General features: G+C 70.1%; 28 protein-coding genes and 1 pseudogene. 12 read left to right on the forward strand and 17 right to left on the reverse strand.

Going from position 1 to position 25,943, the window contains the following annotated elements; genetic code table 11:
- Positions 1-111 precede the first annotated feature (111 nt).
- A complete protein-coding gene (locus ABEA10_RS18125; RefSeq protein ID WP_345465080.1) occupies positions 112-255 on the forward strand; it encodes a hypothetical protein in 144 nt (47 codons plus the stop codon).
- Between the two features lie 34 nt (positions 256-289).
- Here ABEA10_RS18125 and ABEA10_RS18130 read toward each other — a convergent pair whose 3' ends face one another.
- The 5 genes and pseudogenes from ABEA10_RS18130 to ABEA10_RS18150 all read right to left on the reverse strand — a co-directional run bounded on the left by ABEA10_RS18130 (position 290) and on the right by ABEA10_RS18150 (position 2,968).
- Positions 290-829, reverse strand: a complete 540-nt coding sequence (locus ABEA10_RS18130) for a hypothetical protein (RefSeq protein ID WP_345465082.1) — start codon at positions 827-829, stop codon at positions 290-292.
- Between the two features lie 32 nt (positions 830-861).
- Positions 862-1,116: pseudogene (locus ABEA10_RS18135) on the reverse strand (hypothetical protein); the annotation flags it as partial.
- A 308-nt stretch (positions 1,117-1,424) separates the two neighbouring features.
- Positions 1,425-1,664, reverse strand: coding sequence for a hypothetical protein (locus tag ABEA10_RS18140; protein ID WP_345465084.1), 240 nt, complete (start codon positions 1,662-1,664; stop codon positions 1,425-1,427).
- Between the two features lie 290 nt (positions 1,665-1,954).
- Positions 1,955-2,107 (reverse strand): hypothetical protein, encoded by a 153-nt coding sequence (locus tag ABEA10_RS51150; RefSeq protein WP_425550917.1) that lies wholly within the window; start codon positions 2,105-2,107, stop codon positions 1,955-1,957.
- Between the two features lie 264 nt (positions 2,108-2,371).
- Positions 2,372-2,968, reverse strand: coding sequence for a nuclear transport factor 2 family protein (locus tag ABEA10_RS18150; protein ID WP_345465088.1), 597 nt, complete (start codon positions 2,966-2,968; stop codon positions 2,372-2,374).
- 50 nt (positions 2,969-3,018) lie between these two features.
- On the opposite strand from ABEA10_RS18150, the gene ABEA10_RS18155 reads away from it, so the two are divergent.
- On the forward strand, positions 3,019-4,269 hold the full coding sequence (locus ABEA10_RS18155) for an amidohydrolase family protein (protein WP_345465090.1): 1,251 nt from the start codon (positions 3,019-3,021) through the stop codon (positions 4,267-4,269).
- Here the strand turns inward: ABEA10_RS18155 and ABEA10_RS18160 are convergent.
- Positions 4,229-4,744 (reverse strand): MarR family winged helix-turn-helix transcriptional regulator, encoded by a 516-nt coding sequence (locus ABEA10_RS18160; protein WP_345465170.1) that lies wholly within the window; start codon positions 4,742-4,744, stop codon positions 4,229-4,231. The genes ABEA10_RS18155 and ABEA10_RS18160 overlap by 41 nt on opposite strands.
- Positions 4,745-5,891: 1,147 nt before the next feature.
- Between ABEA10_RS18160 and ABEA10_RS18165 the strand changes: the two genes are divergently transcribed.
- The 4 genes from ABEA10_RS18165 to ABEA10_RS18180 all read left to right on the forward strand — a co-directional run bounded on the left by ABEA10_RS18165 (position 5,892) and on the right by ABEA10_RS18180 (position 9,582).
- The gene (locus ABEA10_RS18165; RefSeq protein WP_345465092.1) at positions 5,892-6,341 is read left to right on the forward strand and encodes a MarR family winged helix-turn-helix transcriptional regulator; all 450 of its coding nucleotides are present in this window, start codon (positions 5,892-5,894) and stop codon (positions 6,339-6,341) included.
- A gap of 168 nt (positions 6,342-6,509) precedes the next feature.
- Positions 6,510-8,381: a transketolase gene (locus ABEA10_RS18170; protein ID WP_345465094.1), complete on the forward strand. Its 1,872-nt coding sequence runs from the start codon at positions 6,510-6,512 to the stop codon at positions 8,379-8,381.
- 669 nt (positions 8,382-9,050) lie between these two features.
- Complete coding sequence (locus tag ABEA10_RS18175) at positions 9,051-9,200, forward strand: hypothetical protein (protein WP_345465096.1); 150 nt, start codon at positions 9,051-9,053, stop codon at positions 9,198-9,200.
- A 178-nt stretch (positions 9,201-9,378) separates the two neighbouring features.
- Complete coding sequence (locus ABEA10_RS18180; protein ID WP_345465098.1) at positions 9,379-9,582, forward strand: hypothetical protein; 204 nt, start codon at positions 9,379-9,381, stop codon at positions 9,580-9,582.
- Between the two features lie 323 nt (positions 9,583-9,905).
- Here the strand turns inward: ABEA10_RS18180 and ABEA10_RS18185 are convergent, their stop codons facing one another.
- Positions 9,906-10,415: a cupin domain-containing protein gene (locus ABEA10_RS18185; protein WP_345465100.1), complete on the reverse strand. Its 510-nt coding sequence runs from the start codon at positions 10,413-10,415 to the stop codon at positions 9,906-9,908.
- A gap of 80 nt (positions 10,416-10,495) precedes the next feature.
- On the opposite strand from ABEA10_RS18185, the gene ABEA10_RS18190 reads away from it, so the two are divergent.
- The 3 genes from ABEA10_RS18190 to ABEA10_RS18200 all read left to right on the forward strand — a co-directional run bounded on the left by ABEA10_RS18190 (position 10,496) and on the right by ABEA10_RS18200 (position 11,849).
- Entirely contained in the window at positions 10,496-11,347 is an 852-nt protein-coding gene (locus ABEA10_RS18190) for a LysR family transcriptional regulator (RefSeq protein ID WP_345465102.1), read from the forward strand.
- A gap of 35 nt (positions 11,348-11,382) precedes the next feature.
- A complete protein-coding gene (locus ABEA10_RS18195) occupies positions 11,383-11,538 on the forward strand; it encodes a hypothetical protein (RefSeq protein ID WP_345465104.1) in 156 nt (51 codons plus the stop codon).
- Positions 11,539-11,636: 98 nt separating this feature from the next.
- A complete protein-coding gene (locus ABEA10_RS18200; protein WP_345465106.1) occupies positions 11,637-11,849 on the forward strand; it encodes a lysozyme family protein in 213 nt (70 codons plus the stop codon).
- A gap of 83 nt (positions 11,850-11,932) precedes the next feature.
- Here ABEA10_RS18200 and ABEA10_RS18205 read toward each other — a convergent pair whose 3' ends face one another.
- From ABEA10_RS18205 to ABEA10_RS18215, 3 genes are all read right to left on the reverse strand, one after another.
- On the reverse strand, positions 11,933-12,073 hold the full coding sequence (locus ABEA10_RS18205; RefSeq protein ID WP_345465108.1) for a hypothetical protein: 141 nt from the start codon (positions 12,071-12,073) through the stop codon (positions 11,933-11,935).
- Positions 12,074-12,313: 240 nt separating this feature from the next.
- Complete coding sequence (locus tag ABEA10_RS18210) at positions 12,314-12,466, reverse strand: hypothetical protein (protein ID WP_345465110.1); 153 nt, start codon at positions 12,464-12,466, stop codon at positions 12,314-12,316.
- Between the two features lie 48 nt (positions 12,467-12,514).
- A complete protein-coding gene (locus ABEA10_RS18215) occupies positions 12,515-13,108 on the reverse strand; it encodes a TetR/AcrR family transcriptional regulator (protein ID WP_345465112.1) in 594 nt (197 codons plus the stop codon).
- Between the two features lie 109 nt (positions 13,109-13,217).
- Between ABEA10_RS18215 and ABEA10_RS18220 the strand changes: the two genes are divergently transcribed.
- Together ABEA10_RS18220 and ABEA10_RS18225 are read left to right on the forward strand one after the other, a co-directional pair.
- Positions 13,218-14,228: an NADP-dependent oxidoreductase gene (locus tag ABEA10_RS18220; RefSeq protein WP_345465114.1), complete on the forward strand. Its 1,011-nt coding sequence runs from the start codon at positions 13,218-13,220 to the stop codon at positions 14,226-14,228.
- Between the two features lie 75 nt (positions 14,229-14,303).
- A complete protein-coding gene (locus tag ABEA10_RS18225) occupies positions 14,304-14,918 on the forward strand; it encodes a TetR/AcrR family transcriptional regulator (protein WP_345465116.1) in 615 nt (204 codons plus the stop codon).
- Between the two features lie 33 nt (positions 14,919-14,951).
- On the opposite strand, the gene ABEA10_RS18230 is transcribed toward ABEA10_RS18225, so the two are convergent.
- Genes ABEA10_RS18230 through ABEA10_RS18245 form a run of 4 tightly spaced genes read right to left on the reverse strand, consistent with a single transcriptional unit; the run spans position 14,952 to position 18,026 of the window.
- Entirely contained in the window at positions 14,952-15,548 is a 597-nt protein-coding gene (locus tag ABEA10_RS18230; RefSeq protein WP_345465118.1) for a TetR/AcrR family transcriptional regulator, read from the reverse strand.
- On the reverse strand, positions 15,541-16,020 hold the full coding sequence (locus tag ABEA10_RS18235; RefSeq protein ID WP_345465120.1) for a MarR family winged helix-turn-helix transcriptional regulator: 480 nt from the start codon (positions 16,018-16,020) through the stop codon (positions 15,541-15,543). Before ABEA10_RS18235 ends, ABEA10_RS18230 begins: the two co-directional genes overlap by 8 nt.
- A 7-nt stretch (positions 16,021-16,027) precedes the next feature.
- Positions 16,028-17,467, reverse strand: coding sequence for a dihydrolipoyl dehydrogenase family protein (locus ABEA10_RS18240; protein WP_345465122.1), 1,440 nt, complete (start codon positions 17,465-17,467; stop codon positions 16,028-16,030).
- A gap of 1 nt (position 17,468) precedes the next feature.
- Positions 17,469-18,026, reverse strand: coding sequence for a hypothetical protein (locus ABEA10_RS18245; RefSeq protein ID WP_345465124.1), 558 nt, complete (start codon positions 18,024-18,026; stop codon positions 17,469-17,471).
- Between the two features lie 436 nt (positions 18,027-18,462).
- On the opposite strand from ABEA10_RS18245, the gene ABEA10_RS18255 reads away from it, so the two are divergent.
- On the forward strand, positions 18,463-18,954 hold the full coding sequence (locus ABEA10_RS18255) for a Rossmann-fold NAD(P)-binding domain-containing protein (protein WP_345465172.1): 492 nt from the start codon (positions 18,463-18,465) through the stop codon (positions 18,952-18,954).
- A gap of 83 nt (positions 18,955-19,037) precedes the next feature.
- On the opposite strand, the gene ABEA10_RS18260 is transcribed toward ABEA10_RS18255, so the two are convergent.
- The 3 genes from ABEA10_RS18260 to ABEA10_RS18270 all read right to left on the reverse strand — a co-directional run bounded on the left by ABEA10_RS18260 (position 19,038) and on the right by ABEA10_RS18270 (position 25,892).
- Positions 19,038-19,883: a DUF1684 domain-containing protein gene (locus ABEA10_RS18260; RefSeq protein WP_345465126.1), complete on the reverse strand. Its 846-nt coding sequence runs from the start codon at positions 19,881-19,883 to the stop codon at positions 19,038-19,040.
- Between the two features lie 170 nt (positions 19,884-20,053).
- Positions 20,054-22,717: a family 78 glycoside hydrolase catalytic domain gene (locus ABEA10_RS18265; RefSeq protein WP_345465128.1), complete on the reverse strand. Its 2,664-nt coding sequence runs from the start codon at positions 22,715-22,717 to the stop codon at positions 20,054-20,056.
- A 10-nt stretch (positions 22,718-22,727) separates the two neighbouring features.
- Positions 22,728-25,892 (reverse strand): family 78 glycoside hydrolase catalytic domain, encoded by a 3,165-nt coding sequence (locus ABEA10_RS18270; RefSeq protein WP_345465130.1) that lies wholly within the window; start codon positions 25,890-25,892, stop codon positions 22,728-22,730.
- Between the last annotated feature and the right edge of the window lie 51 nt (positions 25,893-25,943).

The raw sequence follows: 25,943 nt of genomic DNA on the forward strand, positions 1-25,943 counted from the left end.
AACAAGAAAATGAGCGCTGCGGGATTGCATGACGTCCGCCGAAACAGCGAGCTCCTGATGATTGAGACCTCAGACACCGCTCTCTTTCGACCTATCAGCAGCGACCTCCGAATGCCTAGAACCAGCGGTGCCTCACTCGCCACCGTCCGCGCCACCCGCAGGGTTCTATCCTCGATGTGCCAGATGGCGATGGACGAGGGCTACCGCACCGACAACCCGATCCGCACCATCCGCCTTCCCGATCACCCCAAATGAAACGACCTCTTAATCCTTCGCCCCGGCGATGCGCTCACCGCGATCCGCGACCGGCGGCCTCGCGGGCCGGAGGGGCGACGTGTGGCCGGCGGCCTGGGGCGAGCGCCGCGTGCCGTTGTCCCGGGCCGAGACCGTGACGTGCGGCCAGTGTGTCCGCGACCAGGCCGGTTGTGAACGCGTAGACGCCTTTGTGGAAGAGATCGACGACGAGTTCGCGGCGCGGCCAGGTCCACGGCGGAGCGCCCACCCCGGTGGCGTTCTCCAGAATCTGGTCGTTGGTGAGCCGCACCATCCAGAACATTCCCGATGCCCACGGGCCACGCAGGCCCGCCGTGGCCATCACCCCGCGCACAGCACCCAGCAGCGCACCCTGCCCCAGGTGCATCGCCAGGTTGTCGAGGGTCGCACGCGAGCCCTGCCGCTCCGGGAGGCGGGTCAGACGTTCAAGGGTTCTGGCTGGAACGTAGGAGTCCGGACGGCGCGTCCATCGCTGCTCCAGCTTCTCGGCCGCCGTCATCACCATCGCGCCGGCCAGCCCGGCCACCGCCCCTTCGCACACTGCCCGTGACCACATGAGATGGCCCTACCCCGATCATCACGCTCCCATCAGCCGACCCGATGATCGACTGCTCGACCGGGCGGACCGGTCGCACACGCCGCCGTACGTCGGCGGTGGAGTCGGCGGAAGCCTGACAGCCAGGAGACGGTTCGTTCGACCACCCACCGGTGGCGGCCCAGACGCTGAGAAGTGTCGATGCCTCGGCGGGCGATGCGGGGGATGATCCCGCGCCGGCGCAAGAAAGCGCGCAGATGAGCATGGTCATAGGCCTTGTCGGCGTGGAGCTCGGCAGGTCTGCGGCGCCGGGGCCAGGGCTGATGCTGCGGTTCCTCGCCGAGACAGTCAAGACAGTACTGACGAGTTGCCCGACCGCTAGCCACCCAGGTGGAAAAGTAGCGATAACCAGGTCTCGGGCCGCCTGTTGGCGTGATGTTCTGTTCTGATGTGCTTCGGCAGAGTGTTCGCGCAGGTCAGAACACGCAGAAGATCTGACGTGCAACGGACGTGTCACCGGCCGCAAAACGACCTTCTGAGTTGGGGATCGTCGTGCGACATGTCGGGCGCTGGGCGACAGCAGGTCAGTCCTCAGGCCGGCCGGACTACGGAGAGATCACTTCGGTTCGTTGAATGACCGTTCGCCGTACACTTTGGTCGAGCTGGGCGGCGACGCGGTGTTGCCCCTCTTGGTACGGCCTGGCGGCGTCGGAGTCGGCCGGTTCGATGCCGCTTCTCGGGTAGACCAGGTCGTGGACGGTATCTTCGGTGCGTTCAGGCCCTCGTCGTGGACGGCGTTGAAGAGGTAATCGTCAAGCTGATCGTCCTGGGCGCCGGTGGCCTGCTCCGCATGCACCCATGCGGATGGTGACCTCGGCGGCCCGCCGCCAATCCGCCTGGTGATACCAGCAGCAGTCCCGGGGACGCTGGCGCGGGATGAGTCAGACGCCCGGGTCGGCCGCTTCTTCGGCTGTACGCCCCTGGGCCCCGTCGGCTGGACCCTCGCCCCGGTTCCGCAGCGGCGGCCGCCACGGGCTCGCTCCTCCTCGCGCCGGTCGCCCGCCGGGTCCTGACCACGGTGCAGGCATTAAGCGGCATGGCCGGGTGCGCGTGGCGCGGACGCGGCCGGTCGCCCGGCCCCCGCTCTCAGCCCTTGCCGAAGTGCGCCGCGGGGAAGGCGCCCGCCAGCCTGAGGGTTGTGGTGAGGCCGGCGGCAAGCTCGATGAGGCGCGCGGTGACGGCCGGGCCGAGGTGGCCGTACGGGGCGGCGTCGAGGCGGTCGGCGACCTCAGCGCGCAGGGCCGCGCCCGCCTCGGTGAGATCACCGCCTCCTCCAGCAGACCGCGCTCACGCAACCGGTCCCGGGCGGCGGCCCACTGCTGCGCGGACCGCTCGCGGGTCCGCATGAACAACGCCGACGTCGGCGCGGTGCCGGTGGCACGCGAGATACGGCTTGATCTCCCCGAGCTTGTCCGGCAACCGCTCCTGCTCCGTCCCGGAATCTACATAGCAGAAAGCTGCCGACCCATCTCGGACAAAGACGACTGAATCAGCGGAGAGTCCTTAGCGTGGCAGGCCGGCCCAGGCATAGGCGTCGTCGTACAGCGCGGTGAGTTCGGTGGGCCGGTCGACGCCGTAGCGATCGGCCGGGACGGTGTACCCGAGTTCGGTCATCCACAGGCTCAACATGCGATAGGACGGCCTGGTGCCCTGAAGGTCGTCCGGGGTCAGCGTCAGCGTAGCTGCGGGAATGGCCGGGGTCATCGTGTCGTGGTCGAAGATCGCGACAGACACGGCGAACCGCCAGCCGCCGTCCCTCTTCTCGGCGCGATGCAGCGTCCGCATGTGCGAGGCGACGTCGACCTCGACGCCGCGAAAAGTGCCGCGGAACTCGATGGTCATCGGCACCTCGACGATCGCGCGGGTGCCGTTGACGTCGATGACGGGTAGTCCGAGGCGGTGGCTGGACGGGGTCTGGTCGAACATCCGCTTGGACAACTCGATGTACTCAACCGCGGTGCCGTCGAACCAGCTTGCCTGGATGGTCGCCTCCGGCGTGTAGCACCGCGCGAGGCTGGACCACCAGCCCCGGTCGCGGGCCTGTCGCTCGTGGGTGACCAGCGTCAGCACGCTCACCAGGTCAGAGTCATTTTCGGACATGGGCCGCATCACACATTCCTTTGGTCGGACCGAAGTCTTGTCGTGTCGCCTTGACGCCACCGCGGTGGTATCTATGGGTTAATATATACGAATCCGTATATAGGAGCGTCATGACCCGATATGTCATCGAGGGTGCCCGGGTGTTCGACGGCGAGCAGCTGATCGGCGTGCGGACCGTGGAAGTGGAGGGGGCGCGGATCGTCGCGGTAGGCGCACCCGCGCCCGCGGCGGCCGAGCGAGTCGACGGCAGCGGTGCCACTCTGCTGCCGGGCCTGATCGACGCACACACCCACGCCGACCTGGAAACGCTCGGCCATGCCCTGCGGTTCGGCGTGACCACCGAACTCGACCTGCTCTCATTCCCACAAGCGATGGATGCGGTTCGTCGCGCTGCCGCCGAACGGACCGACATCGCGGATGTCCGTTCCGCCTCGATGGGCCTGACGGCACCCGGCGGGCACCCGACCCAGCTCCGAGGCGACCTGAACGACCCGGAGCTGCCGACGGTCGCCCGGCCCGAGGACGCCGCCCGCTTCGTCGACGAGCGGATCGCGGAAGGCGCCGACTACATCAAGGTGATCATCGAGAGCGGCAAGACACTTGGCAAGGACGTCCCCGTCGTCGAGGAAGGCATCCTCAAGGCGGTGGTGGCCGCCGCACACGACCGCGACCGCATGGTGATCGCCCACGCGCTGACCATCGAGGCGACCCGGCAGGCGCTGGCCGCCGGTGTCGACGGGTTCGCGCACCTGTTCATCGACGGTCCGTGCCCGCCTGATCTGGTCGAGGCGTTCACCGCGGGAGGGGTGTTCCTGACCCCGACGCTGAACCTGCTGGCCTCGCTCACCGGCCGGCACCTCGGCGCCGGCCTGGCACGCGACAGCCGGGTCACCGGTCGCCTGCCGCAGTCTTGGATGAACAATCTCAGCAGTGAGTTCAACACCTTCCCTGCCGGCGACTTCGATGCCGCCCTGGCCGCGGTGAAGGCGATGCACGCCGCCGGCGTGCCGATCCTGGCCGGCTCGGACGCTAACTACCACTTCGGTGCGCGCGGCATGGCACACGGTGTGAGCCTGCACGGCGAACTGCGGCTTCTCGTTCGGGCCGGCCTCACTCCGACCGAGGCGCTGCGGGCCGCCACCAGCGTGCCCGCGACAACGTTCGGCCTCGAGGACCGCGGAAGGATCACCCCGGGTGCGCGCGCCGATCTGCTGCTGGTCGACGGCGATCCCACCAGCAGGATCGCCGACACCCTGTCGATCAGGGACGTGTGGCGGAGCGGGTCCCGGACCGCCCGCTGAGACCATCGGAGGCCGCCCTCCCGGCGTCCGACCTGGTTGACGCCGGGAGGGCGGCCTCCGCGATCGACTGCAACGAGGTCCGCAGTGTCCGAAGGCTCTGATCCGTGAGGTCGGCGAGCAGACCGGTCATCACGTTCTCAACAATGGTGTTGCAGCGTCGCACGAGTTCGTCGCCGTCCGGCGTGATCCTGTGCAGAATCGCCTTACCCGCGCCGGGCCTGCGCTCGAGCAACCCTCGCTGTTCGAGGCGGGCGACCACCGCGCCCGCGGACTGATCGGACTGCCCGACGAACAGTGCCAGCGCGTGGGTCGAGGAATCAGGCTCCATCGCGACGGCGTACAGCATGCCCCACTGCGGCAACGTCAGTCCAACCTGAGCGAGCGCGGCTTCGCAGGCCAGCTGCTTGCGCAACTGCGCCCGCCGCAACAGCATCGCGATATCGACCCCGCTGGGCAGGTTTTGATCAGCTGTCATCTCCACAATATATACCAACAAGTATATACTAATCCGAAGGCGCTCATTCAATCAGTCTGGCGGTTCCTGCTGGACAGGCATCGAGTGAGGCTCGGCTGCAACCGCCATAGGATCTTCCTCCCGCCGCCGACCGGTGAGCACCAGAGGCCGGAGATACACCAAACACGCCAACGACGCCGTGAGGTGCGCCGGCGTGCCGATGATCACACCCAAACGGCCCACGGACCGCAGGCGGCGGGAAAGCACCTGGGTCCGCGACCCGGGCGGGCGAATCGGACGCCCGCCCAAGCCGGACCCCGCCGCAGCACCACATCCACCGGGCGCGGGAACGCCCTTGCGCCCGTTCGATCTTCCCCGCGATTACTCGCGCGAGTCCGCGATGACATCGAGTACGGCCTGGCAGTGCTGCTGGCCGGCCAGGTCAACGGGGAGCCCGTCTTGCACTCGGAGATGTTCCCCTTCCTGCGCAAACGGGTGCGGAGTCGGCCGCACCACCGACGTGCTCAAGCGCATGGGGCATGTTCCGCGACGACCGACGGCCCTCGTTCGAGGACTGGCTCACCGGCAAGCTCGACGGCCTGACCTCCGGGATCAGCCAAGACGTCGAGGCCTGGCTGAGGGCCACAGGTGGAGTTCCCTGCAAGGCGGAAACGTCCCGGCGCTTGTCGCGGACGGTGGCCCGGTGCCGCCCGTCGTGGTCTTGGCGGACGTCGCAGTGATGTTCAGCGGGGCGGGCCGTTGCTGGTGGACCTGGCGGCGATACCCGGGCGCGGTGTCCGGGTGCCGTGGGCCCGGCTCGGCGAGGTCTTGGCCGCCCTGGCTGAGATCGGCCGACCGCTGACCGTTGTCGACCTCTACGACGCTCCGGGGTAGCCCGCCGTCCTTCCCTGCCGAATGGCCGGAACGCTGGCGGCCAACCTGGAGATCGACAACATGGACTTCCACGAGTTCGTCGCTGTGGAGGGCACGGAGCCGTGGTGGGAGGGCTCCTGAAAAGGCATGCGGCCCGCTGCCGTGAGCATCGGAACGATCTCCGCATCCGGAAACTACGTAGCCTGTCTACGTAGATAGCCTTATCAGGTAAGCTACCTACTCGGGTGCACCGGCAGCCGCGAAAGCTGCCGGTCGTTCGAGAAAAGGTGTCGTGATGACGGGTGTATCGACGGGGCGGGCGTCGGATGCCGCGCAGGCGGCGGCCGAGGATCTGGCCACGATGGTCCGCCGCCTGATCCGCCGGTTGAGTGTCGCGCCGACCGGCGGCCTGACCCCGTCGCAGCGGTCGGTGCTGTTGCGACTGGAGAAGGACGGCGCGTCGTCCACGACCTTTCTGGCCATCGCCGAAGGCGTGCGGTCGCAGTCGATGACGGCGACGCTCAAGTCGCTGGACGAGGCCGGGCTGATCGAGCGCCAGCCCGATCCCGACGACGGCCGCCGGCGGATCATCACCCTGAGTGCCGAGGGCCGGGACCGGATCGCGCGTGATCGCCGGGAGCGGCGCTCGTGGCTCGCCGAGGAGATGGACCGACGGTTCAGCCCCGAGCAACTGGCGACCATCAATGAGGCGCTGTCGCTGCTCGGTGAGCTGGCGGAACAGTGACCCCGGGTCACCCGAGCGGCGAGACGTCGGAAGGTCCTCCCCGGCCAGGCCCATGCGATCACCACCGACACCTACGTCCGAACCCTCTGACCCCGTTTACGGCACGGCTGTCGCCGCTCCTTCGAGGATCGACGCCCCCTCGCCGGCCGCCCACGAAAGGCTCTCACCATGACGACAGCGCGGACCACCACGCTCAATCCCGGAAGCGACCTGTCCCAGGTCCTCGAACTCGCGCAGCAGCTGCGCGTGGATTCGGTACGCGCCAGCACCACGGCCGGCTCCGGGCACCCGACCTCAAGCCTGTCCGCGGCCGATCTCATGGCGGTCCTGATGACCCGCCACCTGCGCTACGACTGGGAGGCGCCGGACAACCCTGAGGGCGACCACCTCATCTTCTCCAAGGGGCATGCCTCTCCCCTTCTGTACGCGATGTTCAAAGCGGCCGGCGTCGTCAGCGACGACGAGTTGATGACGACCTACCGCCGCTTCGGCCACCGCCTGCAGGGGCACCCCACGCCCGTGCTGCCCTGGGTGGACGTGGCCACCGGTTCCCTGGGCCAGGGCATCGCCTACGGTGTCGGCATCGCGCTGGCCGGCCGGGATCTGGAAAGGCGGCCCTACCGGGTGTGGGTGCTGTGCGGAGACAGCGAGATGGCCGAAGGATCCGTATGGGAGGCCCTCGACAAGGCCGGCCACCACCGGCTGGCCAACTTCACCGCTCTCATCGACGTCAACCGCCTCGGCCAAAGGGGCCCCACCGAGCTGGAGTGGGACACCGGCGCCTACGCCCGCCGCGTCGAGGCGTTCGGCTGCCGCGCGATCGTGATCGACGGACACGACCTGCAAGCGATCGACCAGGCCCTGGCCACCGCTACCGACGGGCAGGCCCCGACCGTCATCGTCGCCAAGACCGTCAAGGGCCGCGGTGCGGCCGAGGTCGCGGACAAGGAGGGCTGGCACGGCAAGGCCCTGCCCGAGGACATGGCCGACCGTGCCGTCGCCGCACTGGGCGGCATCCGTCACCTGCGCGTACGTGGCCCCCAGCCGCCCGCACCCACGCCCACCCCCGCGCCGGACGTCCGCCCCGTCGAACTGCCTCGCTTCGACGTCGGCGACAAGGTCGCCACCCGCGCCGCCTTCGGAGCAGCGTTGGCCGCCCTCGGCGCCCGCCCGGACGTCGTCGCCCTGGACGCCGAGGTCGGCAACTCCACCTATGCCGAGAACTTCGCCAAGGCCCACCCCGAGCGGTACTTCCAGAACTACATCGCCGAACAGCAGATGATCGCCGAAGCCGTCGGCATGGCCGTCCGCGGCTACCGCCCCTACGCCACGACCTTCGCCGCCTTCCTCACCCGCGCCCACGACTTCATCCGCATGGCGGCCGTCTCCCAGATCACCATGGCGTTGTGCGGCACCCACAGCGGCGTTGAGATCGGGGCCGACGGCCCCTCCCAGATGGGCGTCGAAGACCTCGCCATGATGCGCGCCATCCGCGGCTCCACCGTCCTCTACCCCAGCGACGCCACCTCCGCGGCCGCCCTGACCGCCACCATGGCCGACCTCGACGGAATCTCCTACCTGCGCACCACCCGCGGCGCCTATCCCGTGCTCTACCCCAGCGACGAGACCTTCCCCGTAGGCGGCTCCAAGACCCTCCGCCACAGCGAGCACGACCAGGTCACTCTCATCGGCGCCGGCGTCACCCTCCACGAGTGCCTCACCGCCGCCGAACACCTCGCCGCCGACGGCATCCAGGCCCGCGTCGTCGACCTGTACTCCATCAAGCCGATCGACACCGCCACCCTCGCCCGCGCCGCTCGGGAAACCGGCGCTCTCGTCGTCGTCGAGGACCACCACCCCGAAGGCGGTATGGGAGAAGCCGTCCTGTCGGCACTCAGCGCCACCGGCGCTCAGCCCGCCTTCGCCCACCTCGCGGTCACCGACCTGCCAGGCTCCGGCACCACGAGCGAACTCATCGACGCCGCCGGCATCTCCCACGCCCACATCGCCCAGGCGGCCCGCGCCCTGCTCAGGCATTAGATCAGGGGTTAGGGGATACGGACCGGCAGGTAGACACGTCGTCCGGCTCGTCGTCACCCGATGGGGGCCTGCGTGGTGAAGAACGCCTTCCTTCGACGGTATCGCCGTCAGTGAGTTCTGCTGGGCATTGACCGGCCGGGCGATGTCGACGCCGCCTACGCGGGCCGCTGCCGCGTGGCTGGAGGCAAAGCATGTCCGCGAGTATGTCGCCTGACAGTTCTGCCGACCGATCAGGGACGGTGAGGCGCTGACGATGAGCTGGGCGCCTTGAACCTGATCACGGCCGAGGTCCGTGCGCCTGCGGTCGCTGAGGCGAGGACCGGCCGCACCGTGCCCCTCGCCCGCGCCGTCCGTGCGACTCCGTTGAACGCAGGACCCGCGCGGGCGATGCAACGCTCGCCCGCGGTGTACCAGGCGATGACGTTCACCTGCTTGCCCGCAGTCCCGATGGCCGAGTTGCTGATGATGACACCGCAGCGAACCGACCCACATCGACGCGATGACGCACACCGTGTCCGACGGGCAGGCGCATCCGGAAGTACCGTTGAGTGACGCGCCAACGCCACGGCACGTACCGCGGTTCGTCCGCGATCTCCGCGTCTGAGCGACATCTGCGATGCCCGGCCTGCCCACGACCCCGCGCTGCTCCACCGGATAGGCATCGGCCGGATGGACACGCCATTGGTCGACAGCGCGGCCCGCGACGAGCTGGTGGCGGTGCGCGGTGAGCTTGGGCGCGGCGCCTTCATGTTGGTCGTCACCCCGCAGCGGCTCGAGGGCGCGACCGGCCTCCCGGTCAACCCGCTCGCCATCTTCTGACCCCCGCGACATCACACCGCCACACAGGACGCACCCGATCTCCGGCCGTGGTGCTCCGCTTGGTGCGCGACGCTGATGCTCGGGCGCGCCCGAAGGTCGGTGCCGGTGATCGTAACGGTCGGCCTCGCACCGGCGGCCCATCTGCACCACTTCCTGTCCCGTGATAGGGCACCGCCGGGTGACCTGCCGAAGGCGGGACACCGCGCGGTGGCCCGGCTACGGCGACGACGTGCAAGCGGGGCGGGCCCTGACCGTGGCGCGCGACGACGACGGGTTCGCGATCGAGCTCGAGACCGGCCGCACGGCGTGGGCACGGCGACTGCCGGCCGCTGCGGGAGTAACCGACGAACTGCCCGACGTGCCGGGGCTCGCTCCGTGGTAGGGGCGCGGGGGCGATGCCGAACTCGGCCATACCGTCGCCGATCCATACCAGCGGCCGCTCTTCCGGTGGCCGAGTCGGTGGCCCTCGACCAAGCCCCGGCCTTGTTCCGCGGCAATCCCCTCCCCCGAGCGCTTCCCGGCCGACAGCCGCTCGCGCTCCGGAACGACCCGCCGGTCATAACGCCGCCAGGTAATACCTCTGGTCCGTTGGCTGATCTTCGCGCGGTTGATCGGGCTCATGCTCCCTCCTGGGCGAGAGCGCCCGGTATGGAAGAGCATGATGGCCGACGGCGCCGAGACCGCCGAGGTCATAGCCCGACGGTGTTATCGTTCCGGTTTCTCCGCGAGGTCGGTGGCGGGCTCGGTGGCGTAACGCCTCATCGTTTTGATGCTCGCCTGTGGGGACAACGCCTGGCCGCCGGCAACCATGTCCTGCAGGTCCCGGAAGTACTGCACATACAGATCTGGCGTGAAAGTGCTGAGCATCACGGCCGGCTGGTCGGTCACGTTGGCAAAGGTATGCGGGGCTCCGGGCGGGACCATCACAAGCGTGCCCGCGGTCGCGTCGTAGTCCTTGTCTCCGACGGTGAACCGCACCGTGCCGGAGATGATGTAGAAACCCTCATCGTGCTGGGCATGGCGGTGCTGCGGCGGTCCGGGCGTATGCGGCGCGAGGACGGACTCGGCGAGCCCGAGGCGGTGCCCGGTGTTGCTGCCGTCTTCCAGGACGCGCATTCGCGTGGTGCCCAGAACGATCGTCTCACCGTCGTCCGGACCGACCACTGATACGGCGGGGTCGGCTATCGGCTCAGTGCTTTTGGGTTCGTCAGTCATGCTTCGATTCCACTGCCCGGGCATTACCACTGTCCAAGACACATTCTAAGATCTCGATACCGTACGGGTATCGTTGCACCATGGAGTTGCGCACACTCCGCTATTTCGTGGCGGTCGCCGAGGAACTCCACTTCGGCCGGGCCGCCGCCCGGCTGCACATGAGTCAGCCGCCGCTGAGCCGTGCGATCAAGCAGCTGGAGACCGAGGTCGGCGCCGCGCTGTTCGACCGATCGTCCGCCGGTGTCACGCTGACTCCGGTGGGTGCGGTGCTGCTCGAGGAGGCGCGCGCCCTACTCGAGCAGTCCGACCGGGTACGCGCACGCGTGGCCGCAGCAGCCGGCACCGCAACCATCACCGTCGGCATCCTGGGCGACAGCACCAACCCGAGCGCAACCCGGCTAGCCGTCACCTACCACCAGCGGCACCCACGCGTCGAGGTTCGCATCCGCCAGACCGACCTGACCGATCCCACCTGCGGGCTGCACGCCGGACTGGTCGACGTCGCCCTGACCTGCAGGCCGTTCGACGAGACCGGCCTGACCGTGCACGAGTTGCGCGCAGACCCGGTGGGCGCGCTGCTGCGCGCCGACGATCCGCTCGCCCGCAGCGACAGCCTGAAGCTGGCAGACCTGGCCGACCGCCGCTGGTTCCGGTTCCCCGACGGCACCGACCCCATCTGGCAGTCGTACTGGAACGGCGGGGAACCTCGCGAAGGTCCGGTGGTGCGCACCGTCCAGGAATGCCAGCAAGCCGTTCTCTGGAACGGCACGGTCGGCATGACTCTCCTGGACCACAAGCCGGCAGGGGGGCTCACGGTGGTGCCGCTGATCGACATGCCGCCGATCCGCACGGCGGCGGCATGGAACCAGGACGACACCAATCCACTGATCCGCTCGTTCGTCCAGATCGCGACCGCCGCCTACCACAACTGAGCGCCTCACCAGCGGCACCAAGTATGCCCAGACTCATGGCAGTCCTTAACGGCGCGGGATCCATGCTCGACCTCCAAGATCCCGCCGCCTGCCAGACCCAGCCTGAGGCCACCCGCGAGGCCAGCGACACCATCCCCGCGAACTACCTCCAGCTGTACCGCAAAAACGGACAAGAATCCGGGATCGCCTGAACCTGCTCGCCGCCATCGGCAAGATCGAATCCGACCACGGCCGCGGTCCCCACACCGGCGTCGCCTCCGGCGCGAACTACGCCGGAGCCGTCGGCCCCATGCAGACCGGTATCCGCGGCGCCGCCGGTAACACCTGGGGCGGCGCACCACGCCACCCCACGAACGCCCACACCGGCGGATACGGCACCGACGCGGACGGCGACGGCTGGGACGACGTCTACGACCCCGCCGACGCCCACTACCTCCGAGCCCACGGCGCACCCGGAAACATCCGTGCTGCCCTCTTCGCCTGCAATCCCTCCAACGACTAGGTCGACACCGTGCTCGCCCTGGCCAGCCGATACGCACACCGCGGGGACCAAGCGGTCATCGCCGCCGACAATCCGACCTGCGATCAGGCCACACTCGGCTCACCGCCCGCCAGCGGCGTCGCCGCCCGGGTGACCTCGGGATCCTCGAAGACCGGTTCGCCGTTCGGCCGGCGAGCGTAAGCGACCCTGCCGTGGTCCACACAGTCCGTGCGGTCGAATGCCATCCACGTGAGGGCTTCTTGCTCACCTGACCGCAGAGGATCGGGAGACACCGGCTGTGTCGCCACGTGGCGTTCGTTGATCACCTATACCTGCGGCACCACTAGTACCCAGCGTTCCGCATCGATGCGGCGGGCGTGCGCTGCGGCTCGGTGCTCGAGAGCCGCTGCGCCTGGCGGTCGAGCCGTTGTTGCGGTGATGGGGGCATGCCAGGTCTCCGTAGTGATCGGAGCGAGGATAGCCAGTTACTCTCCGGCCTGGATGTGTTGCTCCGCCCGGACACGGCCGTGGCGCAGGTGAAGGACGCCCTGACGGACGCGGCCACGATCGAGCTGCGCGCCCGCCGGATCGTCGAACGCCTCGCGCTGGTCCTGCAAGGATCCCTGCTGGTCAGGCACGGCCACCCGGCGTACGCGGCCGAGTCCGCCGGTCGGCGTACGGGCGTGTCAGCTCCGGGTCCGAGGACGGCGTTCCCCCTCGGCATGGCCGCTCCCCGCGCTCGTCAGGACCGCGCTCGCGACGACCTCGAAGAGGCGATCGGCGCGTGGTTCGAGCGCGGGTTGATCGCCGAGCCAGGCGAGCATGGCTATCAGCGCGAAGAAATCGGCGCCATCGATATCGCTCCGCGCCAGGCCGGCGGCCTGGGCACGGGTGAGGAGCCGCGCACCGGCTTCGCGCAGGGTGACGCACGAAGCGTGGAGTGCGGACTCGGTGTCCTCGATGGCGGCCGCCATCAGCACGGTCACGCCGCGGTACTCGGTGGTCCACGCGACGCAGTCGCGCAGCCACGAAACGAGAGCGTCGTCGGGTGAGCCCGACGTCTCGAGCTCGCCCGCCTTCGCCGTCAGTTCGGCGAAGCTCGTGTGGAGCAGGGCCTCGAGCAGCGCCTCGCGCGTCGGGAAGTGCCGCAGCAGCGTCGCGAGCCCGACATCGGCTCTGCGCGCGATGTCGCGCAGCGACACGTCCACGCCTTGCTCGGTGATGGCGGTGCCCGCTACTGCGAGCAGGTGGTCGCGGTTCTTCCTGGCGTCGGCCCGCATCTGTCCCTTTGACTAACGGATCAGTGGTCCATATATTCGGATCAGTGGTTCACTTACGTGGATCGCTGATCCGAATAAGGGTATCCCGCAGCGGGGGCAGGAGAGAACGATGCCGACACACACGATGAGGGCGGTCCGGCTCCATGAGCACGGCGGCCCTGAAGTGCTGCGTTACGACGAGGTGCCGATCCCCGAGCCGGGGCCGGGCGAGGTGCTCGTTCGCGTTCACGCGGCCGGCGTCAATCCTCCGGACTGGTATCTGCGCGGCGGGCTGACCCGGATGCCCGGGGAGACGGAATCGACGGTCCGCCTGCCGGTGATTCCGGGGACGGACGTGTCGGGCGTCGTCGAGGCCGCCGCCGCGGACGTGGACGGCTTCGCCGTGGGCGATGAGGTCTTCGGTCTCCTGCGGTTTCCCAGCTTCGACGGCCGCGCCTACGCCGAATACGTGGCCGCGCCCGCGTCGGACCTCGCACGCAAGCCGGCCGGCATCGACCACGTGCACGCCGCCGGGGCGCCCATGGCCGGGCTCACCGCGTGGCAGTTCCTGATCGAACTCGGACACGATCACCCCTCGCCCTTCCAGGCGGCACGGCATCGCCCGACGGCACTCGACGCCGACACGACGGTGCTCATCAACGGCGCCGCGGGCGGTGTGGGGCACCTCGCGCTGCAACTGGCGAAGTGGAAGGGCGCACGTGTCATCGCGGTGGCATCGGGCGCGCATGAGTCGTTCCTGCGCGAACTCGGCGCCGACCAGTTCCTCGACTACACCAAGTGCAGTCCCGAGGAGCTGGTGCACGACGTCGACCTCGTTCTCGACACCGTCGGCGGTCCCGACAGCAGGCGCTTCCTGCGCACGCTCAGGCCCGGCGGCTCCCAGTTCCCCGTGTTTCCCGGAGACTTCGACGAAGAAGAGCTCACGAAGCTGGGCGTCACGGTCTCGATCACCCAGGTCCGCTCGAACGGCGCGCAGCTCGCTGAGCTGGGACGCCTGCTCGACGCGGGCACGGTCCGCGTCGCGATCGACGGCACGTTCACGCTCGCGGATGCCCGAGCAGCGCACGAACGCGCCGCCCGAGGACACCTCCAGGGCAAGATCGTGCTCACGGTCACCTAGGGCGTGTCCCAGCCACCTCCCCGCAGGTGCCGGGCCGGGAGCATACTGAACGTTCTATCGGTTAAACTCCCCCCGATGGCGCACAACGCTCGAGGTCAGGTTTCCGAAGCGCGATCGCGGCTGCTCGGAACCGCCACGCGGCTCTTCTACACCGAGGGGATCCACTCCGTCGGGATCGATCGGATCGTCGCGGAGGCGAAAGTGACCCGTGCGACGCTGTACCGGCACTTCCCCGGCAAGGAAGACCTCGTCGTCGCGTACCTTCAGGCGGTCGACCAGATGGAGCGCGATCAGGTCGGCAAGGCCCTGGGCAGCGGCCGACCGGCCGTCGACACCGTACGAGCCATCGCCGAGTCGATCGCCGACGGTATCCGGTCGGCCGGCTTCCGCGGGTGCGCCTTCCTCAACGCCGTCGCGGAGTATCCGGATCCCGAGCATCCCGTTCACAAGACCGTCCTCGCTCACCGCGAGTGGTTTCTGCGCACCATCACCGATCTGCTCGCGCAGGTCGGGGAGACGCCACCTGAGCTCGCCGCCCGGCACTTCGTCATGTTGCGGGACGGCGCGATGGCCGAGGGCTGCCTCGCCGACCCGGTCGAGGTCTGCGACACGTTCCTCCAGGGAGTCGACGGACTCCTGCAGCACCGCACCGGCTCCACGTCTCGCGGCTCCGGGGCGAAGACCGCCTGAGGGCCGAGGCTTCGACGATCACGCCCTCCTCGGTCAGGGCCTCCTGTCCGAACTCGCGGCCTCAGACATGCCCAGGTGCGTCAGCAGGCCTTCGACCCCGCGGAGGAACGTGCGGCAGATCGGCTCCGGGTCGGCGAGGCAGCCGGCCACCATCGCACCGTCCCGCAACATGACGAAGTGCCTCGCGGCCGGATCGGGGGCCGTGGCCCCGGCGTGTGTCAGCAGGTCGGTGATGGTGCGCAGGAACCACTCGCGGTGGCCGAGTACGGCACGGTGCACGGGGTGCGTGGGATCGGGGTACTCGGCCGCGGCGTTGAGAAAGGCGCATCCGCGGAACCCGGGGCCCCGGATATCGGCGGCGATCGACTCACCGACGGCTCGTACGACGCCGGCCGGGGACTCTCCCCGGGCGGCGGCCTCGGCCACCTGGGCGCGAACGGCCTTGTCCACCTCGCTCAGATACGCGACGACAAGCTGGTCCTTGCCCGGGAAGTGCCGGTAGAGAGTCGCGCGCGTCACCTGCGCCTCGGCCACGATGCGGTCGATGCCGACGGAGTGAAGCCCCTCGGCGTAGAACAGCCGGGTCGCCGTGCCGAGCAGCCGCGATCGCGCCGGGGGCCGGTCACCCACGGCCGTCGCCGCCGGTCGCGCCACAGTGCCGTGCCGGCCCGGCGGCACTGCCGTTGAACTTCGCGAGGAGCTCGGCGAAGGTGCGGACGTCGTGTTCCGGCCACGACGCGAGAAGCGCCTCCAGCCGCCTGCCGCGGACGTCTTGGACCTCGGCGACGCGGCGGCGGCCCTCATCGGTGAGGCCCACCAGATACGCCCGGGCGTCGTTCGGCACGGGAAACCGTTCTATGAGACCGAGCGTTTCCAGCAGCTGGAGCCGTCGCGAGACAACGGGAGACGCTATGCCCATGTGCTCGGCGATCTCGGTGGGCCGGTGTCGGCCGCGGTCGGCCAGGTGGGCCAGCAGGCCGTAGGCGGCGGCCGTGAGATCCGGATACGTCTCACGGCCGAGCCGTCCTGACGCGGCGTGCTCATGGCGCACGAAAACGGCGACCTCGCGTTCGAGGTCCGCGATCGTTTCGCCGGGGATCATCATGACCTCAGCGGCCGTAGGCTTCGAGCAGCCGGAGCCACACTTCGCTGACGGTGGGGAAGGCCGGAACCGCGTGCCAGAGCCGGTCCAGCGGAACCTCCCCGACGACCGCGATCGTCGCCGCGTGCAGCAGTTCCGCGACGTCGGGACCCGCGAGCGTGAAACCGACGATCACCTTCCGGTCCTCGTCGACGACCATGCGCGCGTGCCCCCGGTACCCGTCGGCGTGCAGGGCGGATCCGGCGACGGCGCCCAGGTCGTGGTCGACGACCCGGATCCGCAGTCCGGCGGCCGCGGCGGCGGCCGCGGTCAGCCCCACCGAGGCGATCTCCGGTTCGGTGAAGACCACCTGTGGCACCGCACGTTCGTCGGCCGTCGCCGCGTGCCGGCCCCATCGGCCGTCCTCGACCGCTTCGCCCTTAGCGCGCGCCACGATGACGTCGCCCGCGGCCCGGGCCTGGTACTTGCCCTGGTGCGTCAGCAGCACGCGCCGGTTGACGTCACCGGCGGCGTACAGCCATCCGTCACCGATCGGCGTCCCGTCGTCCCCGAGGACGCGCATCGTGTCGTCGACCGTGAGCCAGGCGCCCGGCGTCAGGCCGACACGGTCCAGGCCGATGTCCCCGGTGTTCGGCGTACGGCCGATCGCGACGAGGAGTTCGTCGGCTTCGACCTGCTCACCGTCGGTGAGAGTGACGGACACGGTTCCGCCGTCGTCGCGCTTGACGGATCCGGCCTCGGCGCCGAGGCGCACCGACACACCGGCGTCCCGCAACGACTCGACGACCCGCTCGCCGGCGAACGGCTCCGCGTGCGGCAGCACACCGTCGCGGGCCAGCATCGTCACCGAAGACCCGAGACCGGCGAACGCGGTCGCCATCTCCGACGCGACCACGCCACCGCCGATGATGGCGAGCCGCCCGGGGACCGCGCTCGCGGCCGCCGCCTCCCGGCTGGTCCACGGTGCCGCCTCGCGCAGACCGGCGATGCCCGGGACCAGCGCGCCGCTTCCCGTCGCGATCACGACCGCGTGCCGTGCGGTCAGCGCGGTGGTCGCGCCGTCCTCGCCGGTCACCTCGACGACCCGGGCGGAGCCGATCCTGCCCTGTCCGCGGTACAGCGAGATCCGCGCCTGGCCGAGCCAGGCCACCTGCCCGTCGTCTTTCCAGTTCGAGGCGAAGGAGTCGCGGCGACGGAGCACGGCCTCCGCGTCCAGCTCGCCCGTCACCGCCTCACGGGCGCCGGGCACCCGCCGGGCCGCCCGGAGCGCGGTCGCGCTCCGCAGCAGCGCCTTGGTCGGCATGCAGGCCCAGTAGGAGCATTCACCGCCGACCAGTTCCCGCTCGACGATCGCGGCGCTCAGACCGCCCTGCGCCACCCGGTCGGCGATGTTCTCCCCGACCGGACCCGCACCGATGACGACGACGTCGTACGTCGCGGTGTCCATGTCAGCGCTCCTTGGCGGCGCGGCCGAGGCGCAGCGCCGAGACGAGGAAGAAGATGCCACCCAGCACCGCGTAGCCGGCGATGTTGGCCAGCGAGGGGTTCGCCGCGGAGGCCGACGTGACGAACGAAGCGCCGGCGAGCACGGAGATGCCGCCGCTGAGGATCATCGGCCACTGTCCGCCCATCCCGCGGCGCACGGCGCCCACGACCAGTTGCACGAGCCCGGAGACGATCGCCCACAGGCCCCACACGCGCAGGACGTCCGGCACACCGGACCCGCAGGCGACGGCCATGCCGATGGCGGCGAGCAGGCTGATCGCGATGTTCACCTGCAGACCGCGCGCCGGCCCCGTGGCGCCGGAGGAACGCGTGTCCACGATCGCCGCGGTGGCGTCGAACAGCGGATACAGCACGAGCAGGGTGATACTGACCGGGCCGAGGGCCGACCTGGTGGCGAACAGCAGGAGGGCCCAGACGATGGCGAACCCGAACCGGACGAAGTACAACCGGCGCAGAGCCGGCGCGATTCTGGGGACGATGGATGAGGCAACGGTGGTCACGGCGGTCCTTTCGACCAATCAGCGGACGCTGCGGCCGGCCTCCTCGATCAGGTGCGCGAACCGCGGGAGCGCGACCTAAGAGACCGAACGTTCTATCGTTCTCAACACTGACATGGCTCCCCCAAGGCGTCAAGACCGAACGTTCTACCTCTTTATAACGCCGGGTTCAGATCGAGACCGGTCCCGTCAGCGGCCGGCGGCGAGTGATCGGAGTTCCGCGACCGCGTCCGCGCCGGCCGGGGCGTGTTCCGGGTCGAGCAGCCACTGCATCATCAGGCCGTCAGCAGGGCGTCCTTGGATCCGAAGTGGTAGCCGATGGCGGCATGGCTCCCCCGGCGGCCGAGGCGATGTCCCGGACGATCGTGCGCGCCCAGCCGCGTTCGACCAGGCACCGCTTGGCCCCGGCCGGCAGATCCTCTGTGTAGCTGGCTACGCGGTGGACTTCCGCGGCGAGGCGTTCGACGTGCTGGACGAGCTGGGCGTCCTCGCCGAGATGCGCGGGCACGACACGAAGATGCGCGGCACCACCTTGCTGGACGACAAGGGCGTGGAGACCGGACGGCTGCCCGCCGAGGCGTTCGCCGGCGAATTGGAAATGCCGAAGCAGGAGCTGACCCGGATCCTTCACCGCATCACCGCCGACGACGTGACCTACGTGTTCGACGATTCGATCAGCGCGCTCACCCAGCACGAGTCGGGCGTCGCGGTCGAGTTCTACTGCGCCGTCCCGACCAGCGGCATGGGCACCTCACAAGCCCTGGTCGGCGCCCGAGCACTCGCCCGGAACCTGGCCTCGGCGGCCGGAGACCACACGAGCGCCTTCACCGCCTACGAGGAAGAGCTACGGCCCTACGTCACCCGGAACCAGGACGCGGGCCGCCGGGCCGCGGCGATGTTCGCCGGCCAGGCCGACCTGACCGGCGCATAAGGGGGTCCGGTAACCGCGGGTCCCTGGTGCCACCGGCCCGTCGTCGTCCGCGCCGCTCCGACCCACCGACGATGTTCCGCAGGTCAGTGTGCGTGGTCCGCGTGGGGCGTACGGGCGCGTTCGTACGGGATCTTCTCGCCGGCCGTGATCGCGATCGGCAAGCGGTTCTCCGACGGCGGCAGCGGGCAGGTGGCGAAGTCGGTGTAGGCGCAGGGCAGGTTGACCGCGCGGTTGAAGTCGAGGGTCACCGCGCCGTCGGCGCCGGGGGCCGCGACGTTGAGTTCCCGGCACGCGGCGTACGTGGTGACGCCGGACGTCGCGTCGGTGAACAGGACGAGCAGGCCGCCGGGCGGGCTGCCGGGGAACGCGGTGAGGCTCAGCTCGCGGCCCTCCAGCTCGAAGTCGATCCGGCCCGGCGCCTCGTAGACGTGCCGCAGTCCCTCGACCACGGAGCCGACCGTGGTCGAACGCGGTTCGTCGAACGCGGCGTAGCGGCCCGCCACGACCCAGCGCGGGTCGGGTTCGTAGGCCGGGACGCCGTGAAAGCCGGTGCGGAGCGGGTGGTCCGGGTGGTGCGGCCGTAGGAGGTCGTGCCCGCCGCGCCTGGCCACCTCGATCACCGCGTCGCCCCACGTCGCGGTGGCGCCGTCGCGCTCGTCCAGCATGCCGAAGCGGTGCTCGCCGCGCACCGGCGAGCCGTCCACGACGATCTCTTCCCCGTCGTCCAGAGACACGACCACCCCGTCGGGCCCGGTCGACCAGGCGCCCGGCGCGTCGTCGAAGCGCTCCGGCTCCCCGGTCAGCCAGTGCACGCCGGTGATCGCGAGGAACCCGTGGCGATGGGCCAGAGCCGACTCGTGCCCGCGGTGCCAGTCGCGCCACTCGCGAGCAAAACGGTCCGTGCCGGTTCCGGTGTCCTGAAAGGCCATGGGACCCCCTTCGTGGTGCGTACTTCGGCCGGAGATGGCCGTTAATAACACGACGACGTGGACGCCCTTTAGGTGTACATCGTTCTCGGCCGGCCAAGGAAGATCGCCGGCCGTACCAGGCGCGTGTGCGGCGCGCCCCCGTGGGACGCGCCGCACCGCTCATCCAGGGCTCAGCCGGCCGCGTTGAACTCCACGTGGCCGGAGCCGGTCTCGTACACCGTGTGGCCGTCCTTCTGGCCGGCGTACCGTGCGTCACCGGAGACCTTCACCTTGCCGGTGGTGGGCAGGTCGATCTCGGCGTTGACGTTGACCGGGACGTCGGCGGTCAGGGTGAGGTGGCCATTCTTGTTCTGCCAGGAGACCCTGACGTCGCCGCGCTGGGTCGGGACGGTGCCCGAGGCCGAGGTCAGGCCGGACGCCGGCGGGCGGATGCGGACCTGCGCGGCACCGGGCGCGGTGACGGCGACGCCGAGCAGGGTCTGCTGCACGTCGATCACCGGGGACGCGCCCCAGCCGTGCGAGAGGCTGTCGCCGGTCTGGTCCGCCTCCCACGACTCCCACGTGAAGGTCCCGCCGGAGGCCAGGATCTTGGCGTAGCCGATGCCGTTCGGGTCGGTGAGGCGGGTGACGAACGCGTCCGGGCGACCGGCCAGGGCGGCCATCAGCCAGTGGACGGTCATCGGGGACATCTGCAGGCCGAGGCCGGCCACGTAGTCGGTCACCTTGGCGTCGGAGGTGAGGCCGAACGCGACCGCGTAGGCGTTGGCGATCTGGGAGGCGTGCGTGCTCTGCGAGCCGTCCGCCTCCAGGCCGTCGATGTAGATGCCGTCCGAGCGACGCAACTTGCCGTTGATCGCGGTGGTGAGGGTCGCGGCGTCGCGCTGGTACGCCGCGGCGTCCTTGCCGAGCGCCTGAGCCGCCTTGGCGGTGGAGTTCAGCAGGTCGACCGCGAGTTCGTTGACGGTCGTACGTGCGGTGGCGTCCGTGTCGTAGCCGTAGCGGTTCGGCCAGTCGATGATGCCGTTCAGGTACGAGCCGGAGCCGCCGGCCAGCTTGGTGACGAGGCCGGTGGACGGGTCGATGTAGCGGCGGACGTAGTCGGCGACGGCGCTCATGACCGGATAGGCGGCGCCGAGCGTGGCCGTGTCACCGGACTGCAGGTAGTACTCCCACACCCAGCTCGGGAACATCTCGGTGTAGTCCGGGATGTCGCGCTTGCCGTCGCCGTTCGGGTAGACGGCGTTCAGCCGCCCGTCCGGCCAGTAGCGCGCCTGCGAGGCGATGAACTCGCGGATCGCCTTGCGGGTCAGGCGGCGTTCGCCCCAGCCGGACATGGTGGCGAGGGAGACGTCGACCGAATCGCCGAGGAACTGCCCCTTCTCCCGGGTCGGGGTGTCGAGGAACTGCTCCTGCGAGTCGTACAGCGCCGACCGCCGCATCAGGTCGTACGCCGCGTCCACTCCGCTGTTCGAGGTGTGCAGCCGGGTCTGGGACGGGACGTCGGTGTGCTGGACGATCGCGCTGATGTCCTGGGCGGGCACGTCCGCGTCGATCTGCAGGTAGCGGAAGCCCTCGTAGGTGTAGTACCGCACCGTCTGGTCGCCGTCCCGCTCGGTGTAGCGGTACGTCAGGTCGGTGCTCTGGTTGTCCTTCTTGGAGTTGGACACCGTGCCGTCGCCGTTCAGCAGGTAGCCGGCGGTCATCGTGACGGCCGTGCCCTTGGCGCCGTCGCGGAAGCGGACGACCGGCACGGCCGGGATGATCTTGCCGAAGTCGGCGACGACCGCGCCGGACGACAACTTCGTGACCTTGACCGGCCGCGCGGTCTCGTGGGCGAGGGCGGACTCCTGACCCTGCAGGTGGGTGAAGACGCCCGCCGGGTGCGCGCCGACGACCTGCGGCGCGGCCCAGGAGGAGTCGTCGAAGCCGGGCCGGTCCCAGCCGATCGGCTCGGCGGTGCCGTCGATGTCCTCGATGTAGTCGCGGCCGTCGCCGTTGCGGTAGGACGTGGTCTTCCAGTTGGCGCGGGTGACCTTCCAGGAGCCGTCGGTGACGACGACCTGGCGGGTGCCGTCCGCGTGGTCGACGACGATCCGCATGAGCAGGCCGGGTTCGCCGGACGGGCGTCCCTGGCCGGGGCCGTACCAGTGGTAGAGGGCGCCGACGGCCGCGGGCCGGCCGGCCTTCAGCAGCCCGGTGACGTCGACGGCCTTGTAGTAGCCCTCGCCGGGGTAGGAGTACGCCGCGCCGCGGTCGACCAGCCGGCCGTTGACGTGCAGGTCGTACTGCTGGCTCGCGGCGACGTAGACGCGGGCGCGGGTGACCGCGCTGGACCCGACCGTGAACTCCTTGCGGGCGTAGGTGTAGTCGTCCTTCTCCCCCGTCGTGCGGCGGATCCAGCTCGCCTGCCAGTCGGCGTCCGCGATGCCCGTGTCGAACGCGGCGGACCGCGCCCAGGGCGACGCCTTGCCGGCGCGGTCCCAGGTGCGGACGGTCCAGGTGAAGCCGCTCCCGTGGGCCAGGTCGTTCGGCCCGGCGACGTACGACTCCTGGGAGGAGGCGACCTTGCCGCTGTCCCAGACGGTCCTGTGCCCGTCGGAGACCTTGATCTCGTATGCGGTCTGGACCTCGCCGGGGTCGACGTCGCGGGGCAGCCAGCCGAAGGCCGGGCTGCCCTCGACGTCGAGGGGCCGGGCCTGGTCGCCGACGGTCAGGCCGGTGGGCGCCAGCGGGGCGTGGTCCGTTCCGGCCAACGCGGGTGCGGGCATCAGCGCGGCCACCGCGGTGGTCACGGCGCCGGCGGCCGTCAGGGCCGCGAGGAAGCGATTCCTCATCGTGTTCTCCTCAGGAGTGGAAGGTCCAGGTGCCGGATCCGACGTTGTGCACCTGATCGGTACCGGGGACGTGCACCTCGGCGGTGCTGCCCGGCGGCACGGTGACGGTCAGGTCGACGTGGTCTCCCTTCTTGGTCCAGTCCGTACGGACCTCGCCGTACGGGGTGCGGTAGGCGCCCGCCGCGTGGGTGAGGTCGCCGACGGCGGCCGGGGCGATCCGGAGGTGGCGGTAGCCGACGGAACCGGCGGTCTGCTGGATGCCGGCGAGGTGTCCGGTGAACCAGGCGTCGATCGCGCCGAGCATGAAGTGGTTCTGCGAGGAGTTGCCGGCCATGCCGTCCCACGCCTCGCCGAGCGAGGTGGAGCCGCTGAGGACCTGGGCGCCGTAGCTCGGCGCGGTCGTCTGGGAGGCGAGGTCGTAGACGACGTCGTCGCGGCCGGCGGCGGACAGCACGTCGATGACGGCGGGCAGGCCGATCTCACCGACGGTGAGGTGGTTGTCCTTGGCGCGGATGCTCGCGATGAGGTGGGCGAGCACCGCGGCGCGCTGGTCCTGCGGGACGATGCCGATCTGCAGGGCGAGCGCGTCGGCCGCCTGGCTGCCGGTGGCGTAGGTGTGGGCCGCGGCGTCCAGATACTTGGCGTTGATCGCCGCGCCGATCTTCCCGGCGAGGGCGCGGTAGCGCCGGGCGTCGGACCTCTCCCCGAGCGCGGTGGCGATGTCGGCGAGGTTGCCGGCGAGCTGCGCGTAGGCGACGGAGCCGACGTACTCGCGCGGGGTGGTGGTGTCGAGGGCGATCCAGTCGCCGAGGCCGGTGGGCAGCAGCCCGCCGTCGGCCTTGGAGGTGAGGTAGTCCAGGTAGCGGCGCATGTTCGGGTAGTACGTGCGCATCGTCTGGGTGTCGCCGTAGGCGCGGTACATCAGCCAGGGCGCGCGGATGAGCGTGCCGCCCCAGTTGGCGTCGTCGCGGTAGCCGGTGTCCCATTCGGAGTACTCGGCGTACTCGGGGGCGACGTCGGGCACCATGCCGTCCGGCAGCTGCGCGTCGGCGACGTCCTGGAGGATCTTCCGGTAGTAGGCCTCGACGTCGTAGCCGGCCGCGACGGAGCCGAACACGAGGTTGTCCTGTTCGAGCCAGCCGAGCTTCTCGCGGTGCGGGCAGTCGGTGAGGACCGAGTACATGTTGCTCTGGATCGCCCGGTCGATGATGCCGTGGATCTTGTTGATCAGGTCGTTGGAGGAGGAGAACGAGCCGACCGCGTCGTTGACGGTGCGCAGCACGATCGAGCGGGCGTCGTCCGTGGCCGGCTTCGAGGTCAGGCCGGTGACCTGCAGGTAGCGGAACCCGTGGTACATGAACCGCGGGTGCCAGACCTGCGGGCCCTTCCCGTCGAGGGTGAGGGTGTCGTGGACCGGGCCGATGAACGTCGACTGCGTGATGGTGCCGTCGGACTTGAGCTTCTCGGCCGGCCACATCTGGACCTTGGTCCCGGCCGGGCCGTCGGCGCGCAGCTGCGGCCAGCCGGCGGCGTTGACGCCGAAGTCGAAGACGTACGTGCCGGACTGCGGTTCGGTGATCGCGACGGGTTCGAGCGTCTGGACCGGCTCGATCGGCGGCGCGGTGCGGCCCTCGATCCGGGCGCCCGGCACGGGCGAACCGGTCACCCGCACGGCGTTCCAGCCGGTGAGGGCGGTTCCGGGGGTGTCCCAGCCGGCCTGGGCGCGGCGGGCGTCGTAGTCCTCGCCGCCGTACCAGTTGCTGAAGGTGGTGGGGCCGAGCGTGGTGCGCCAGGACCCGTCGGTGGCGACGGTCTGGCGGCTCCCGTCCGCGTACCGGATCTCCAGCTGGGCCATGAGGCGCGGCGCGCCGTTCTGGGCGTCGAACTTCTGGTAGCGCTTCGTGTCGTCCGGGGTCTTGTTGACGTCGAAGGTGCCGGTGCCGAGGGCGGCGCCGATCCGGTTGCCGCCCTGGCGCAGCAGGCTCGTCACGTCGTAGGTGGAGGCGACGAGCCGGTGGCGGACGTCGGTGTTCGGCGGTTCGAGGACGGCGTCGCTCACCGGCTTGCCGTTCAGCGTGGCGTCGTACACGCCGGCGCCGGTGATGTAGAGCCGGGCGGCGCTGACCCGGCGGTTCACCGTGAAGTCGCGGGCGAAGATCGGGAGCGCGGCCGGCTGGTCGTGCAGGGCGGTCGGCGGGTTCTGGTAGGTCAGCTTCGTGACCTGCGTCAGCGCGTCCGCGCTGGTGCCGGTGTCGACGGCGAGGTCGCGCGGCCAGTTCACGGTCGAGGCGAACTGCGTCGTGGTGTCGTCGCGGGGGTAGAGCAGGATCTGGTCGAAGTGCCGGACCTGCCCGAGGTCGAGCGTCAGCGTGATCGGATGGGCCGACACGTCCCGGGTGGGGTGCTCGGCGCTGCGGTAGCCGTACGGGGCGCGGCGTGAGGAGGCCGACCCGTCGGTCAGGTACTCCGGCTTCCACTCCCCCGCCGCGTCGTCGGACTCCGAGGCGGTGACGGCCGCGCCGCGGGCGAGGTCCGTGCCGGGCGCGCTGCCGTCGACGACGGCCAGCTCGGCGAGTTCGAGGCGCAGTTCGAGGTCGGCCGAGGAGGGGTCGACCGTGGGCCCTTCGAGATGGGTGACGTCGAGCCGCACGTAGCGGGCGTCCTGCGCCTTGCTCAGCTTGACCGTCATGGGGTGCGGGGTGTTCTGGGAGGTCTCCCAGTCGGGGTTGCCGACCCACTTGGCCGACCAGTCGCCGGCCGACAGGAGCCCGGTGGACCAGGTGGCGGGCGCGCTCCACGCGGAGGCCCCGCCGTGCGTCCAGACGCGGACGCGCCAGTACACCTGCGTACGGCTGCCGACGCGGCGCCCCTCGTAGTCGACGCGCTGGTCGGCGGAGGCGACGCGGCCGGTGTCCCACAGGTCGGGATGCCTGAGCCCGTCCGCGCTGGTCGCGGCCTGGATCTCGTACGCGGACTGCGTCACGTCGGTGCCGGTGGCGGTGATGCGCCAGCTCAGCGGCGGGGTGGTGTCATCGATGCCGAGCGGGTCGGTGAGGTCGGCGGCGCGCAGGCCGGTCACCCCGACCGACTCGCTCGCGGTGGCAGGACGCGCGGCCACCGCGCCGAGGGCGAGGAGGACCGCGAGCGCCGGGGCGCCACGGCTGATACGTCTCATCACGACTTTTCTCCGATGGGAGGGACGGGGACCCCGCCCGTACGAGCGGGG

This window comes from Actinoallomurus oryzae (assembly GCF_039541955.1).
Classification (GTDB): Bacteria; Actinomycetota; Actinomycetes; order Streptosporangiales; family Streptosporangiaceae; genus Actinoallomurus; species Actinoallomurus oryzae.